Source organism: Acidovorax temperans (assembly GCF_028596105.1).
In the GTDB taxonomy this organism is placed as follows: domain Bacteria; phylum Pseudomonadota; class Gammaproteobacteria; order Burkholderiales; family Burkholderiaceae_C; genus Acidovorax; species Acidovorax temperans.
This window is the reverse complement of the sequence record NZ_CP117193.1, coordinates 4,117,889-4,133,156: the sequence shown is the minus strand read 5'-3', so window position 1 is coordinate 4,133,156 and position 15,268 is coordinate 4,117,889. Positions and strand designations below refer to the sequence as shown.

Annotated in this window: 14 protein-coding genes; 6 read left to right on the top strand and 8 right to left on the bottom strand. The window is 64.9% G+C overall.

The genetic code is table 11. From position 1 onward, the window contains the following. Positions 1 to 61: 61 nt before the first annotated feature. Positions 62 to 1,555 carry an Asp-tRNA(Asn)/Glu-tRNA(Gln) amidotransferase subunit GatA gene (gene gatA, locus PQV96_RS19405; protein ID WP_273623924.1) on the bottom strand — a complete coding sequence of 498 codons (1,494 nt, stop codon included), beginning with the start codon at positions 1,553 to 1,555 and terminating at the stop codon, positions 62 to 64. Between the two features lie 8 nt (positions 1,556 to 1,563). Further along, the gene (gene gatC / locus PQV96_RS19400) at positions 1,564 to 1,863 is read right to left on the bottom strand and encodes an Asp-tRNA(Asn)/Glu-tRNA(Gln) amidotransferase subunit GatC (protein ID WP_044395341.1); all 300 of its coding nucleotides are present in this window, start codon (positions 1,861 to 1,863) and stop codon (positions 1,564 to 1,566) included. A gap of 216 nt (positions 1,864 to 2,079) precedes the next feature. On the opposite strand from gatC, the gene PQV96_RS19395 reads away from it, so the two are divergent. The 4 genes from PQV96_RS19395 (at position 2,080) to mrdA (ending at position 6,788) form a co-directional block, all read left to right on the top strand. Next, entirely contained in the window at positions 2,080 to 3,123 is a 1,044-nt protein-coding gene (locus PQV96_RS19395) for a rod shape-determining protein (protein ID WP_066694837.1), read from the top strand. Positions 3,124 to 3,252: 129 nt separating this feature from the next. Then, a complete protein-coding gene (gene mreC / locus PQV96_RS19390; RefSeq protein ID WP_273623923.1) occupies positions 3,253 to 4,170 on the top strand; it encodes a rod shape-determining protein MreC in 918 nt (305 codons plus the stop codon). A 55-nt stretch (positions 4,171 to 4,225) separates the two neighbouring features. Beyond that, entirely contained in the window at positions 4,226 to 4,744 is a 519-nt protein-coding gene (mreD, locus tag PQV96_RS19385) for a rod shape-determining protein MreD (RefSeq protein ID WP_066694833.1), read from the top strand. Between the two features lie 103 nt (positions 4,745 to 4,847). Further along, positions 4,848 to 6,788, top strand: coding sequence for a penicillin-binding protein 2 (gene mrdA, locus PQV96_RS19380; protein WP_273623922.1), 1,941 nt, complete (start codon positions 4,848 to 4,850; stop codon positions 6,786 to 6,788). 180 nt (positions 6,789 to 6,968) lie between these two features. On the opposite strand, the gene PQV96_RS19375 is transcribed toward mrdA, so the two are convergent. The 5 genes from PQV96_RS19375 to PQV96_RS19355 form a co-directional block, all read right to left on the bottom strand. Continuing rightward, positions 6,969 to 7,877: a DMT family transporter gene (locus PQV96_RS19375; protein WP_273623921.1), complete on the bottom strand. Its 909-nt coding sequence runs from the start codon at positions 7,875 to 7,877 to the stop codon at positions 6,969 to 6,971. An 82-nt stretch (positions 7,878 to 7,959) separates the two neighbouring features. Beyond that, positions 7,960 to 8,712: an amino acid ABC transporter ATP-binding protein gene (locus PQV96_RS19370; RefSeq protein WP_207373615.1), complete on the bottom strand. Its 753-nt coding sequence runs from the start codon at positions 8,710 to 8,712 to the stop codon at positions 7,960 to 7,962. Next, on the bottom strand, positions 8,709 to 9,491 hold the full coding sequence (locus PQV96_RS19365) for an amino acid ABC transporter permease (RefSeq protein WP_273623920.1): 783 nt from the start codon (positions 9,489 to 9,491) through the stop codon (positions 8,709 to 8,711). The genes PQV96_RS19370 and PQV96_RS19365 overlap by 4 nt, the downstream gene beginning before the upstream one ends. Positions 9,492 to 9,686: 195 nt before the next feature. Then, positions 9,687 to 10,448 carry an ABC transporter substrate-binding protein gene (locus PQV96_RS19360; protein ID WP_273623919.1) on the bottom strand — a complete coding sequence of 254 codons (762 nt, stop codon included), beginning with the start codon at positions 10,446 to 10,448 and terminating at the stop codon, positions 9,687 to 9,689. Between the two features lie 216 nt (positions 10,449 to 10,664). Continuing rightward, positions 10,665 to 11,423, bottom strand: coding sequence for a sulfite exporter TauE/SafE family protein (locus PQV96_RS19355; protein ID WP_273623918.1), 759 nt, complete (start codon positions 11,421 to 11,423; stop codon positions 10,665 to 10,667). A gap of 337 nt (positions 11,424 to 11,760) precedes the next feature. On the opposite strand from PQV96_RS19355, the gene PQV96_RS19350 reads away from it, so the two are divergent. Continuing rightward, on the top strand, positions 11,761 to 12,105 hold the full coding sequence (locus PQV96_RS19350; protein ID WP_207373617.1) for a hypothetical protein: 345 nt from the start codon (positions 11,761 to 11,763) through the stop codon (positions 12,103 to 12,105). 97 nt (positions 12,106 to 12,202) lie between these two features. Here PQV96_RS19350 and PQV96_RS19345 read toward each other — a convergent pair whose 3' ends face one another. After that, positions 12,203 to 13,882, bottom strand: a complete 1,680-nt coding sequence (locus PQV96_RS19345) for a GMC family oxidoreductase (RefSeq protein ID WP_273623917.1) — start codon at positions 13,880 to 13,882, stop codon at positions 12,203 to 12,205. Between the two features lie 251 nt (positions 13,883 to 14,133). Here PQV96_RS19345 and PQV96_RS19340 point away from each other — a divergent pair, with 251 nt between their 5' ends. Beyond that, positions 14,134 to 15,267: an MlaE family ABC transporter permease gene (locus PQV96_RS19340; RefSeq protein ID WP_142085412.1), complete on the top strand. Its 1,134-nt coding sequence runs from the start codon at positions 14,134 to 14,136 to the stop codon at positions 15,265 to 15,267. Position 15,268 lies beyond the last annotated feature (1 nt).

Below are 15,268 nucleotides of genomic sequence, written 5' to 3'. Positions count from 1 at the left end.
CCGGGTTGAAGGATATTTGTCCCTGAAACCTATTGAAACCAAGCGCAGGCAGCTATGAATTTCAGAGTGGCCTGCGCAGGTGGAAATCGGTGGCCTGCTGCAGGCGGTGCGCGGCGTTCAGCAGCTGCGCCTCCTGGAAGTAGTTGCCGATCAGTTGCAGGCCCACGGGCATACCGCCCTCGCCAAAGCCTGCGGGCACGCTCATGCCGGGCAAACCGGCCAGCGATGCGGGCAGGGTGAAGATGTCGGCCAGGTAGTCGGCCAGCGGGTCGCTGCCGTGTTCGCCCAGCTTCCAGGCCACCGTGGGGGCCACGGGGCCAGCGATCACGTCGCATTCCTTGAAAGCGTTCTGGAAGTCGTCGGCGATCATGCGGCGGATCTTCTGCGCCTGCAGGTAGTACGCGTCGTAGTAGCCGTGGCTCAGCACATAGGCGCCGATCATGATGCGGCGCTTGACCTCGTCACCAAAGCCTTCGGCGCGGGTCTTCTTGTACATGTCCACCAGGTCGGTGTAGTCCTTGGCGCGATGGCCGAACTTTACGCCGTCAAAGCGGGAGAGGTTGGACGACGCCTCGGCGGGCGCGATGATGTAGTACACCGGGATGGACAGCTCGGTGCGCGGCAGGCTGATGGGCACGAGCTTGGCGCCGAGCTTTTCGTATTCCTTCAGGGCGCCGTCTACTGCGGCGCGCACATCGGGCGCCAGACCTTCACCAAAGAACTCAGCGGGGATGCCGATGCGCAGACCGTCGATGCTGTCGTTGAGCTTGGCACTGAAGTTTTCGGCGGGCACGTCCAGACTGGTGGAGTCGCGGTCCGGGTCGGGGCCGCACATGGCGGACAGCAGCAGCGCGCAGTCTTCGGCGCTGCGGGCCATGGGGCCGGCCTGGTCCAGGCTGGAGGCAAAAGCGATCATGCCGTAGCGACTGGCGCGGCCATAGGTGGGCTTGATGCCGGTGATGCCGCAGAACGATGCGGGCTGGCGGATGGAGCCGCCGGTATCGGTGCCGGTGACGGCCGGGGCCAGGCGTGCGGCCACGGCCACGGCGCTGCCGCCAGAGGAGCCGCCAGGGATGCGGTCGGTGGCCCAGGGGTTGCGCACGGGGGCAGGGGCATCAAAGCCCGCGGGGGCGACGGCCGAGTTTTCGTTGGCCGAGCCCATGGCGAACTCGTCGCAGTTGAGCTTGCCTAAAGTGACGGCGCCGGCTTCTGCCAGCTTGGTGACCACGGTGGCGTCAAACGGCGACTGGTAGCCCGCCAGCATCTTGGAGCCGGCGGTGCTGGGGAAGGCCTGGGTGACGAAGATGTCCTTGTGCGCAATCGGCACACCTTCGAGCGCGCCCGCCGTGCCAGCGGCAATGCGGGCGTCGGCTGCCTGGGCCTGGGCCAGGGTGGCGTCTTCGTTCAGGGCCACGTAGGCGCCCAGGTTCTGGTGGGCCTTGGCCCGGGCCAGGAAATGCTGTGCGGCTTCGACGGCAGAGAATTGCTTGCCGCGCAGGCCCGCAGCCAGTTCGACCACGCTCAGGTCGTGCAATGCGGTGGTGTTCAGGGTCATGGCGGGGCTCACTCGATCACTTTGGGCACCAGGAACAGGCCGCGCTCTACAGCGGGGGCGCTCTTCTGGTTGGCTTCGCGGTTGTTGGGCTCGCTGGCGATGTCATCACGCAGGCGCAAGGCCACCGGCTGGATGGCTGCCACGGGGTGGGCCAACGGCTCAATCCCTTGGGTATCCACAGCCCGCATTTGCTCCACCACGTCGAAAAAACCGTTCAATTGCGTGAGCATGCGCTCACTTTCTTGAGGGGTAAGCTCCAGTCGCGCCAAATTGGCGATGCGACCAATGTCCTGAGGGGTCAGTGCCATAAGGAAAGTATTTGTCGGGATACCAGATGTAAAGCTGTGATCCGGGTCATGCCGGAGGGAGTTATTCACAGGGGATGGGGTATTATCCCGGCTTTGCCGCATTACCCTTTTTTCAGCCGGTCATTGCGCGAAAAAAGCTATATTTGCCCCCCCCACTCCCTGACACACCCGGCGACGGCAGGCCGACGCGCATGCCGTGCCTGAGAGGATTTTTGAATGTTCGGAGCTTTCCGTCGGTATTTCTCCACCGACCTTGCCATTGACCTTGGCACGGCCAACACCCTCATCTTCGCACGCGACAAAGGCATCGTTCTGGACGAGCCCTCCGTGGTTGCCATTCGCCACGAAGGCGGCCCCCATGGCAAGAAGGTGATCCAGGCCGTGGGCCGCGAAGCCAAGGCCATGCTGGGCAAGGTGCCCGGCAACATCGAAGCCATCCGCCCGATGAAAGACGGCGTGATCGCCGACTTCGTGATCACCGAACAGATGATCAAGCAGTTCATCAAGATGGTGCATCCCCGCTCGGTGCTGACGCCCAGCCCCCGCATCATCATCTGCGTGCCCTGCGGTTCGACCCAGGTCGAACGCCGCGCCATCAAGGACGCGGCCGAGGCAGCTGGCGCCACAGCGGTGTACCTGATCGAAGAACCCATGGCCGCCGGCATTGGCGCTGGTCTGCCCGTGTCGGAGGCTTCGGGCTCCATGGTGGTGGACATTGGCGGCGGCACCACCGAGGTGGGCGTGATCTCGCTGGGCGGCATGGTCTACAAGGGCAGCGTGCGCGTAGGTGGCGACAAGTTCGACGAAGCCATCATCAACTACATCCGTCGCAACTACGGCATGCTGATCGGTGAACCCACGGCCGAAGCCATCAAGAAGAACATCGGCTCTGCCTTCCCAGGCTCGGAAGTCAAGGAGATGGAAGTCAAGGGCCGTAACCTTTCCGAAGGCGTGCCACGCAGTTTCACCATCTCGTCCAACGAGGTGCTGGAAGCCCTGACCGAGCCGCTCAATCAGATCGTTTCTGCCGTGAAGAACGCGCTGGAGCAAACCCCGCCCGAACTGGGCGCCGACATTTCTGACCGCGGCATGATGCTTACGGGCGGCGGTGCACTGCTGCGCGATCTGGACCGTCTGCTGTCCGAAGAAACCGGCCTGCCCGTGCTGGTGGCCGAAGACCCGCTGACCTGCGTGGTGCGCGGCTGCGGCATTGCGCTGGAGCGCATGGACCGTCTGGGCAGCATCTTCACCAGCGAGTAATTTCTCAGTGCCAGGGCCGCCCCGGTGGGGCGCTCTGGTCAATGCGGCATGATCGCTGATGCTTCAATGCTTTGTGAATCCACTGCAGTGATTCAACCCCTACGCGGCCATTCCTGAGCACTGCCCTCTATGCCCCTGGGAACCTTAGAGCGCAGTGCGCCCCCGTTGTTCAAGCAAGGCCCTTCGGCCTTGTCGCGTTTGGCCGCCTTCAGCGCCCTGGCCTTGTTCCTCATGGTGGCCGACACCCGTTTCCAGATCACAGGACCGGTGCGCCAGGCGATTGGCACGGTGCTGTACCCCGTGCAATGGCTCATGCTGCAGCCAGTGGAATGGTCTCGGCATGGCTCTGCTTACTTCCAGTCGCTGCAGTCGGCCCAGGCCGCGGCCGATGCTGCCGCCCAGAAACTTGTCGTGGTGTCGCAGCAAGCCCACCAGGCGGAGCAACTGGCCCAGGAAAACATACGACTGCGCAAACTGCTGGAGCTGCGTGACCGCCTGGACACGCCAGCGCAGGCCGCCCAGGTGATTTACGACACTGCAGACGCGTTCACCCGCCGCGTGGTCATCGACCAGGGGCAGGTGCATGGTGTGGAGCAGGGGGTGCCCGTCATGGACGAAGGCGGTGTGCTTGGGCAGGTCACGCGCGTCTTTCCGCTGGTGAGCGAAGTGACGCTGCTGGTAGACCGTGACCAGGCCATTCCCGTCCTCAACCTGCGCACGGGCGCGCGTGCAGTGGCCTACGGCGACCCTACGGCTGAGCATGGCGGCGGGATCGAGTTGCGGTTCATCCAGGCCAATGCCGACGTGCGCGAAGGCGACTTGCTCACCACCAGTGGTGTGGACGGAGTCTACCCACCGGGCCTGCCCGTGGCGCGGGTGGCCCATGTGGAGCGGCGTGCCGACTCTGCATTCGCCCGCATCTATTGCCAGCCCCTGGCCCAGGTGCAGGGGGTTCGCCATGTGGTGGTGCTCAAGCCGCTGACCGACCACCTGCCACCGCGCCCCCAGCCCGCCCAGGCAGAGCACGGCAAGAGGGCGCGCAAATGATGCAGCGCCGCCAGCCATTGCGTTGCGTACGCCCAGCCTGCACAGGGGAGTCCGCATGATCATGCCGCGTGGGCAGCAACTGCTGCTGCCAGTCAACCCCGCGTTCATTGCCGTCAGCCTGCTGATCGGCCTGGCCATCAATCTCGTGCCACTGGGGCGCTGGGTGTGGCTGCCAGATTTTTTGATGGTGCTGATCGTCTTCTGGGGCGTGCACCAGCCCCTGCGCACGGGCATGGGCGTGGCGTTTGCCTTGGGGCTTTGCATGGACGTAGGGCAGTCGGCCCTGCTGGGGCAGCATGCCCTGGTGTACACCGTGCTTTCGTACAGCGCGATTGCCATGCACCGCCGCCTGCTGTGGTTCAGCGGGCCAGCGCAGGCGCTGCAGTTGTTTCCGCTGTTTGCCTTGGCGCATGGCATCGAAGTGGTGCTGCGCTTGCTGGCCGGTGGCACATTTCCGGGGTTCTGGGTGTTGCTCGCGCCGGTGCTGGAAGTGGCCCTGTGGCCGCTGGTCAGTTGGGTGCTGCTGGCGCCCCAGCGCCGCCCCCCGGACCGCGACGAGAACCGCCCCCTGTGACCATGGCGAGTGCAGGCCAGCCACGACTGCCGTGCCCCGGACTGTGCACCGGTGCGGCCCCTGTTGCGCCCGTGCGGCGTGACCACGCCGGAGCGCGCCAGCCATGACCGAAATTCGCAATGTGGCGGCCGATGCCTCGCGCCTGCGCCTGCGGGTGCTGGCGGTGGGGCTGGTGGTGTTCCTGGCGTTCTGCCTGATCGTGGCGCGCCTGGTGTTTTTGCAGGTGGTGCGCCACGAAGACCTGGCGGCGCAGGCTGAGAGCAACCGCACGGCCGTGGTGCCCATCGTGCCCAACCGCGGGCTGATCCTGGACCGCAACGGCGTGGTGCTGGCCACCAACTACGCGGCCTACACGCTGGAGATCACCCCTTCGCGCGCCGCACCGCTCGAAGAAACCATTGACCAGCTCTCCAAGGTGGTGGACATCCACCAGCGCGACCGCCGCCGCTTCAAGCGGCTGCTGGAAGAGTCGCGCAACTTTGAATCGCTGCCCATCCGCACCCGGCTGACCGATGAGGAAGTGGCGCGCTTTGCCGCGCAGCAGTACCGCTTCCCTGGCGTGGAGATCAAGGCCCGGCTGTTCCGCAACTACCCCCTGGGCGAAATCGGCAGCCACGCGATTGGCTACATCGGCCGCATCAACCAGAACGAGAAGCAGCGCATTCAGGATGCAGACGACGAAGCCAACTACCGGGGAACCGAGTACATCGGCAAGCTGGGCGTGGAGCAAAGCTTTGAAACCGCCCTGCACGGCATCACCGGCGTGGAGCAGATGGAGACATCGGCGGGCGGGCGCGCCGTGCGCAAGCTGGCCAGCCGCCCTGCCACACCCGGCAAGAGCGTGATGATCTCGCTGGACATCAAGCTGCAGAAAATGGTGGAAGACCTGTTTGGCGACCGCCGAGGCGCTCTGGTAGCCATTGATCCGCGCAACGGCGAAGTGCTGGCGCTGGTGAGCAAGCCCACGTTCGACCCCAATCTGTTTGTCGAAGGCATTGACGTGGAGAACTGGACTGCGCTCAACGAGTCCATCGACAAGCCCCTGCTCAACCGCGCCCTGCGGGGGCTGTACCCACCCGGCTCCACCTACAAGCCCTTCATGGCGCTGGCCGCGCTGGAGCTGAACAAACGCTCGCCCAGCATGATCGTGAACGACCCCGGTTTCTACACCTTCGGTGGCCGCACCTTCCGCAGCCACGAAGGCGGCCTGGGCGCGCTCGACATGCACCGCGCCATCCAGTTCTCCAGCAACACCTACTTTTACTCGCTGGCCGTGGAGATGGGCGTGGACGCCATCCACGATTTCATGAAGCCCCTGACCTTTGGGCAGACCACGGGCATTGATCTCAACGGCGAGGTGCGCGGCACCTTGCCCAGCACCGAATGGAAGCGCAACACCTACAAGCGGCCTGAGATGAAGCGCTGGTTTCCTGGCGAAACCGTCTCGCTGGGCATTGGCCAGGGTTACAACAATTTCACCATGCTGCAATTGGCCGTGGCCCAGGCCACCCTGGCCAACGGTGGCACGCGCTACACGCCCCACCTCATCAAGGCTGTGAAAGACACAGTGACGGGCGAGCTGAGCCCAGTGCCCCAGCCACCTGGCCAGAACCTGGGCTACAAGCCCAAGAACGTGGAGATTGTGCGCAACGCCCTGATTGCGGTGAACAAGGGCGGCACGGGCACCCGGGTGTTTGCGGGCGCGCCATATTCTTCTGCCGGTAAAACGGGCACAGCACAGGCCGTGAGCCTGGGCCAGAACGTGAAGTACAACGCCAAGCTGCTGGAAGAACACCAGCGCGACCACTCGCTCTATGCCGCTTTCGCCCCGGCCGAGGCGCCCGAAATTGCAGTGGCGGTGATTGTGGAAAACGCGGGCTTTGGTGCCGCCCACGCCGCCCCTATCGCGCGGCGCGTGTTCGACTACTGGCTGCTGGGCGATTACCCCAGCGAGGAAGACATCGCGGCCGTGCGCAAAGGCCAGGCGTCTGCCCCCCTGGGCAAGCCGCGCAAGGCGGCAGACATTGTGCTGCCCACTCCCTGAGTTTTGCTATCAAATCAAGAGCTGATTGCGCTTGTGGAATAAGCGCTAGGGCCACTTTTTGCATAAATTCTGGGGCAGTGCCTGTGGCTGTGCAGGGCTCTGTGGCAGAGCCCGCTCCCCGCATCTCCCAGCCTGCGCCACAGCATGGGCGCGCTGTGGCGCAGTAGCCAGCGCTCTCGCTCAGGGCTTCTCTGGCTGGGCTGCCGGGGTAGCTGCCGCACTGGCAGGTTGCAACTGGCTCACCACCAGCGCGGTCACGATCAGGGCCGCCCCTCCCACGCCTGCCCAGCCCAGGCTTTCACCCAGCAGGAACCAGGCCGTCAGCGAGGCAAACACGGGCTCCAGACCAAACACGATGGCGCTGCGCATGGCGTCCACGCGCTGCTGGCCCCAGGCCTGCAGGCTTACCACCACCACGCTGGCCAGCAGGCCCAGGTACAGCAGCGCCAGCCAGGCGGTGCTCTCCAGCCGGGTGAGGCCGGGCAGCCAGTCCATGTGACCATCGCGCCCCCACAGCAGCGCGGTGGATGCCACGCACATCACCAGCGCCTGCGCGGCTGCCATGCGGGTGGCGCGTAGCGGTGCGGCGCTGGTGCGGCGCGAGCATTCTTCCAGCGCCAGGATGTACAGCGCGTAGAACACCGTGCTGGCCAGGGTGAGCGTATCGCCCAGGTTCCACGGTTCGTTTTCATGGAACATCAGTGCCATGCCCGCAAACGCCATGGCGCACGCAGCCCACAGTTGCCAGCCGTAGCGGCGGCCCAGCGCCAGCATGGCAATCAAGGGCACCACCAGCACATTCAGCCCGGTCACAAACGCGTTGCGGTTGCTGCTGGTGCGCGCCAGCCCTTCGATCTGCAGCCAAAACGCGAGGAACAGCAACAGACCCAGCGCCGTGCCCCAGCGCCGTTCATGGCGGTGCATGCCCAGCCACAGGGGCAGCAACACCACCAGCGCAATCGCAAAGCGCAGCCAAATGATCTGCAGCGCATCGAGCTGCGCCGACAGCAGCTTCATGGCGGGGAAGGTGGTTCCCCACACCACGGTGACGATGAGCAGGGCGATCAGGCCCGAGCGTTCAGTGCGCATGGCTAACGACTCCAGAACAAAACCAAAAAGAAAAAGGCCCCCGGTTGCCCGGCGGCCTTGTGGCTGGTGCACGGGCTAAGGGCTAGTGGCTGACCTGGCCCAGGAACGCGCGGATGCGGTCGTTGGCCGGGTTGCTGAAGAACTCCTTGGGGGGTGCGTCGTGCGCGATGCGGCCCTGGTCGAAGAACATCACGCGATCGGCCACCTCGCGGGCAAAGCCCATTTCGTGGGTCACGACGATCATCGTCATGCCACCGCGCGCCAGGCTGCGCATCACGTCCAGCACTTCCTTGACCATTTCGGGGTCGAGTGCCGAGGTGGGCTCGTCAAACAGCATCACCTTGGGCTGCATGGCCAGAGCGCGGGCAATGGCCACCCGCTGCTGCTGTCCGCCCGACAGTTGCCAGGGGTACTTGTGGGCGTGGTCTTGCATGCCCACGCGGCGCAGCAGCTGCATGGCCTCTTCGTTGGCCTGCGCGCGCGGCGTGTGGCGAATGCGGCGGGGCGCCAGCGTCACATTGTCCAGCACGCTCATGTGGCCGAACAGGTTGAACTGCTGGAACACCATGCCCACTTCACAGCGCTGGCGTTGCAGCGCGGCCAGGTCGTCGCACACATCGACACCGTCAATGGTGATGCGCCCGCTGTCGTGGGGCTCCAGCCGGTTGATCGCGCGCAGCAGTGTGCTCTTGCCGGAACCGGAGGCACCGATGATGACCGTGACCTCGCCCGTGTGGAACACGGTGGACACGTCCTTGAGCACCTGGTGCGTGCCAAACGACTTGCACACGCGCTCGGCCACGATGTAGGGCTTGGGTTGGGCGTTGGGGTTCATTGGTTGCGGCCCTCCACGTCAAAGCGGTACTCGACCGCGTTCGAGATCTGCGTGACCAGCGTGGTGAGCAGCAGGTATGTGACGGCCACCGTGGTCAGCGTGGCAATCGGCTGGAAGGTGGCCGACTGGATGCGGTTGCCCACATTGGTCAGCTCCACCACGCCGATGGCGTAGGCCAGCGAAGAATCCTTGAGCAGCGCCACAAAGTTGCTCACCAGCGGCGGCAGCGAGATCTTGAACGCCTGGGGAAACACCACGTCCAGGAACACATGCGTGCGGCCCAGGCCCAGGGCCTTGGCGGCCTCGGTCTGGCCGCGTGGCACGGCCAGCAGGCCAGCGCGCAGGGCTTCGGCGTTGTAGGCGCCTACGTTCAGACCCAGGGCCACCACGGCGGCGGCGAAGTCGGGCAGGTTCAGGCCCGGCACCAGCACCGGCAGGGCAAAGTACACGAACAGGATTTGCACCAGCAGCGGCGTGCCGCGGATGGCCCAGATGTAGAAGCTGGCAACCCAGCGCACAGCCACCCAGCGGGCAGTGCGGGCCAGAGCCGCCACGGTGCCCAGCACCAGGCCGACTGCGCCACTGACGAGCGTGAGCCACAGGGTGGTGCGGGCGCCATCAGAGAAGGCTTGGGCGTTGGAGCCAATGGGCTCGGGAAGGAACGAGAGCACTTGGCCCAGGAGCGACAGGGCCAGCACCATGAGCACCAGCGCGGCGATAAGGGTGGCATTGCTGCGTTGCTGGCGGGACCAGGTTTGCGGCCAGAGGGCGATAAGCATGAATGAAATGACCGTTCGGTCTCAGTTCTGGATCAGTTCAGCGGCAGACTCTGCGCACCGAAGGTGCCGAGTGTGCCAGCAAAAACAAAAGGTGCGCAGGGGGCAAGCCCCCTGCGCACCTCGGGGTGTCTGCCAGTGAAGGGCGGCATGTGCAGCACGCCAATCCCTCATCTGGCAGCCCCTTGTGCTTGCAGATCAGTTGCAGCGCACGTCTTCGTTGAAGTACTTCTTGGACACGGCGGCGTAGCTGCCATCGGCCAGCACTTCGGCGAAGGCCTTGTTCCAGGCTTCGGTCAGGCTGGTGTTGCCCAGGGCCATGGCGGGGGCAATGCGCTCGATGAACAGCATGTCGCCCAGCTTGAAGCCGGCCTTGGCGTTCTTGGCAGCGGCTTCCTTGGCCACGAACTTGTCGCTCACCCAGGCGTCCACGCGCTTGGAGATCAGGGCGCGCTGGGCATCGGTGTCTTGGGGGAAGTTCTTCACTTCCTTCACGCCCGCGAGCTTTTGCACGTTCGTGAGGTAGCTGGTGCCGGTTTGCACGGCCACCACCTTGCCAGTCAGGTCCGCAGCGGTGCGGATCTTGGCGTCCATCGCCACGATTATGCCGCCCGAGCAGTAGTGGGGGGTGGCAAAGGTCACGGCCTTGGCGCGCTCTTCGGTCACGCCGTGCGAGGCGATCACGACATCCCAGCGGTTTTGGGCCAGGCCGGTCAGCAGGGCGTCAAAGCCCAGGGTCTTCCACTCCAGCTTCAGGCCCATCTTCTTGACGACCAGTTCCGCCACTTCGACTTCAAAGCCCGTCAGCTGGGTGCCCTTGAAGTAGTTGAAGGGGGCGAACTGGCCTTCGGTGGCGATGATGATCTTGCCGTCTTTCTTGACTTCGTCGAGCGTGCGGGCTTGGGCGACGAAGGCGGCGCACAGCGCCACAGCGGTAACAACGGTCTTCAACAGTTTCATGGCAAGGTCCTGCAGGGGTAGTTTCAGGTACAAAAAAATCCGACATGCAGGTGGGCAAGCCGGAAGCGGAAAACACAACCATCGCGAGGGGCGATGGGCCTGTTCATTAAATAGAAATAATTATAGGACGCCCGTTCTTTTGAAGAACACGCAGGACAACCCTAGTGTTGCGCGGGCGTCCAGCGGGTTTTTGAGCGGCGTCAGCCCACCGCTTGTTCAGCGCAGGAACGCGTCGTACCCCGTCTTCAGGATCAGGCTGCTCACCACCACGATGAAAATGCCGCGCACAAAGCCGGTGCCATGCTTGACAGCCATGTGCGTGCCGGCCATGCTGCCCACCACATTGGCGATGGCCAGCGTCACCGCGTAATGCCACCAGACATGGCCCTTGAAGGCAAACAGCGAGATGGCCGCGATGTTGGTGGCGCAGTTGAGCAGCTTGGCCGAGGCCGAAGCGTTCAGGAAGTCATAGCCCAGCAGGCGCACGAACAGGAAGACGAAGAAACTGCCGGTGCCCGGGCCAAAGAAGCCGTCGTAAAAACCAATGCCCAGGCCCACCAGGCTGGCCACCCACACCTCGGCATTGCCGCTGAAGCGGGGCGCGTGGTGGCGGCCCAGGTCTTTCTTGGCCAGGGTGTAGGCCAGCACCGCCAGCAGCACCAGCGGCAGCACCTTGCGCAGGAAGTCGGGCGACAGGGCCGTGACCGTCCAGGCGCCTGCAAAGGCCCCGGCAAAACCCGCTGCCGCTGCGGGCAGCAGGGCGGCCCAGCGCATTTCCACACGGCGGCTGTATTGCCAGGTGGCCATGGCGGTGCCCCACACCGACCCGGCCTTGTTGGTGCCAAACAGCGTGGCTGGTGCTGCCCCTGGGAAGGCAGCAAACAGGGCTGGGGTCAGGATCAACCCGCCGCCGCCCACAATCGCATCAATGAAGCCTGCCAGGAGCGAGGCGAGGGTGATAAAAAACCATTCCATCGCCCGATTTTCGCACCCCTGCTGCTATGACCTTGGTAGCAACGCGCTGGAACTGGCGACAGCGCTGCGCAGGTGCAGACAAAAAAAAGCGCTGGGATCGCCAGCGCTTCGAAAACTTTGCGTACCTCGTTGGGTGCTTATCTTGGTAGTTGGTTTAAGGGTTGTCTCCTCGATCCCCTCATCTGGGACGCCTTGGAGCCCCGTGAGTGGTTGCACTGTAACCCCTGCACTTCCGTGGTGCATTGGGAGTTTCCCGAGGAATGGAGCAGTGCACCAAACGGGGCGCAGCGCTGGCACGCCTTGTGCAAACCCCCGAAAGCAACGGAGGTAGCAACAGATGAACCACAGCGAGAAACTTGCCATCGCCGCGCACCTGCATGTGCTGCTGCGGCGCAAGACGGGCCGCGTGACAGACACCGAATGGATGGCCAGCAACGGCACCTATGCCCGCGAGATCGCCCGCTTCGCCCGCGAACGCGCCGTGTTGGACCAGGCCCCCGAGCTGATCGAGTGGGCCGACCGCCTGGATCACTGCATGCAAGACACCTTGGCGGCTGAGGTCCGCCGCAGTGCCCGCGAGGCCGAGGCCGCCCGTGCAGCAGAGCGGGCTGCCGCACCGTCGGCGCACACTGCGGCCACGGGGCATTCGCAGGCGCGGCGTTATGTGGGTGGCATTCGCTGATCTGGCGCGGGGCTGAACAGCCCGGCTGTGGCAGCCGGCCCAGCAATTGAGTATCGCCCTGTGTATGCGTTTGGACTGACGAGTGCGCGAGGCTGTGTCAGCCGCCCGCACGTTGCGCCTCCACCATCCACTGCGCGGCCCGCTCGGCCATCATCAGCGTGGGCGAGTTGGTGTTGCCGCTGGTGATGGTGGGCATGCCCCCTGCGTCCACCACGCGCAGGCCTTGGATGCCGCGCACACGCATCTGGCTGTCCAGCACCGCCATGGGGTCCTGGTCGTGCCCCATTTTGGTGGTGCCCACGGGGTGGAAGATGGTGGTGGCAATGTCGCCCGCCAGCCGCGCCAGGTCTTCGTCCGTCTGGTACTGGGTGCCGGGCTTCCATTCTTCAGGCTGGTACTTGGCCAGCGCGGGCTGGGCCACGATGCGGCGCGTGACGCGCAGGCTGTCGGCGGCCACTTTGCGGTCTTCGGGGGTGCTCAGGTAGTTGGGGGCAATGGCGGGCGCGGTACGGAAGTCGGCGTTCTTGATCTGCACCGTGCCCCGGCTGGTGGGGTTGAGGTTGCACACGCTGGCCGTGAAGGCCGGGAAGCTGTGCAGCGGCTCGCCAAAGGCATCCAGCGACAAGGGCTGCACGTGGTACTGGATATTGGGGTGCACATGCTCGTCGCTGCTGCGGGTGAAGGCGCCCAGTTGCGACGGCGCCATGCTCATGGGGCCGCTGCGCTTGAGCACGTATTCGAGCCCGATCTTGGCCTTGCCCACCAGCGAGTTGGCCATGGTGTTGAGTGTGGGCACGTTCTGCACCTTGTAGACCGAGCGGATCTGCAAATGGTCTTGCAAATTGGCACCCACGCCGGGCAAATCGAGCACTACGTCAATGCCGTGCTGGCGCAGCAGCGCTGCGGGCCCGATGCCCGAGAGCTGCAGCAGCTGCGGCGAGTTCACGGCGCCCGCGCTCAGCACCACCTCGCGGGCGGCGTGGGCGGTCACCATCTCGTGGCCGTCCCACACCTTCACGCCGGTGCAGCGGCGGCTGCCATCGGCCTGGGTTTCGATGATGAGCTGCGCCGCCTGTGCGCTGGTCCACATTTCAAAGTTGGGCCGCCCATAGCAGGTCGGGCGCAGAAAGGCCTTGGCCGTGTTCCAGCGCCAGCCGCTTTTCTGGTTCACCTCAAAGTAACCCACGCCCTCGTTGCTGCCGCGGTTGAAGTCGTCGGTGGCGGCAATGCCGGCTTCCTGGGCGGCTTGGGCAAAGGCGTCCAGCACATCCCAGCGCAGGCGCTGCTTTTCCACGCGCCATTCGCCGGTGCTGCCGGTGGCTTTGTTGCCGTGCAGGCGTTTGAAGTTTTCATTGACGCCCTCGGGTTGATCCAGCCGCCAGTGGTCTTCGTGGCGACGGAAGTGGGGCAGCACGTTGTCCCAGCGCCAGCTGTCATCGCCCGTCAGCTGGGCCCACTGGTCGTAGTCGCGCGACTGGCCGCGCATGTAGATCATGCCGTTGATGCTGCTGCAGCCGCCCAGCGTCTTGCCGCGCGGGTAGCGCAGGGTGCGGCCGTTCAGGCCTGCGTCGGGCTCGGTGTGGTAAAGCCAGTCGGTGCGGGGGTTGCCAATGCAGTACAGGTAGCCCACAGGGATGTGGATCCAGTGGTAGTCGTCTTTTCGCCCCGCTTCCAACAGCAGCACGCGGTAGCGGCCACTGGCGCTCAGGCGGTTGCAGAGCAACGCGCCTGCAGTGCCGCCGCCAATGATGATGTAGTCAAACTGGGTGTCGCTCATGGATGGGTCGAAAACGGATTGGTAACCCGCCCCATTGTGCTGAGCGCCCACCGTCTGTCGATGGGGTAAATGCTTGTTGCTATCAAATAAATAGCTGATTGCGCTTGTTTAATAAGCGCTGGAGGGCGTTTTGATAAAAATTACATCTGCTCGCTGGAAGAATGTGCGAAGGGCAGCACGCGGCTCCGCTACCATGCTTGACTCTGTCGTTCACCCTCATTGCCCGCCCGGCGGCCCGCACCGCCCTCACCATGACCATTGACAGCGTTGCCCCCCGCATCGTCCGCACCGACACGCCCGATGGGCCGTGCGCGCAGCCGCAAGGGCGCTGGGGCGCGGCCGAACTGGGCACGCGGGCGCAGTGGAAGCTGCTGCGCCGCCAGCTGCAAGACAACGCCCCCGCCGCCACTTTGGGGTGGGATTTGCGCAGCCTGCAGTGGCTGGACCATGTGGGCGCCCAGCTGCTGTGGAACCACTGGGGCCACGCCTGGCCCGCGCGCCTTGAGTTGACGGACGTGCAGCGCACCCTGCTGGAGCGCGTGGCAGAGCTCACCATCACCAATCCGCCCGCACCTGCGCCCTGGCGCCTGTTTGACGAGGTGGACCGCCTGGGTGCGCTGGTGCTGCACGGGCTGGACCACGCCCGCCATATCGTGCAGATGGTGGGCCAGCTGGTGCTGGATTTGCTGCGCCTGGCGCGCAACCCCCGGCGCGGCCCGTGGCGCGATGTGTCGGGCCACCTCTACCGCATGGGTGCCACGGCCCTGCCCATCACCGCGCTGGTGGGCTTTTTGATTGGCGTGGTGCTGGCCTATCTGATGAGCCTGCAGCTGCGCCAGTTCGGGGCCGAATCATTCATCGTCAACATCCTGGGCATCTCGCTCATTCGCGAGTTGGGGCCCATGCTGGCGGCCATTTTGGTGGCGGGGCGCTCGGGCTCGTCCATCACTGCGCAGATTGGTGTGATGCGCGTGACCGAAGAGCTGGACGCCATGCGCGTCATGGGCATTCCGCACGGTTTTCGGCTGGTGATGCCGCGCACGCTGGCGCTGGCGCTGGCCATGCCGCTCATCAGCGTGTGGACCACGCTGGCCGCGCTGGCCGGGGGCATGCTGGCGGCCGACATCACACTGGGCATCTCGCCTTCCTACTTTGTGCAGGCCCTGCCCGCCGCAGTGAAGGTGGGCAACCTCGGGCTGGCGGTGGCCAAGTCGGTGGTGTTTGGGGCGTTCATTGCCCTCATCGGCTGCCACTGGGGCCTGCGCGTCAAGCCCAACACCCAGAGCCTGGGCGAGGGCACCACGGCCTCGGTGGTCACGTCCATCACCATGGTCATCATCGTGGATGCGGTCTTTGCCGTGGCCTTCCGCAACGTGGGGATCTGAG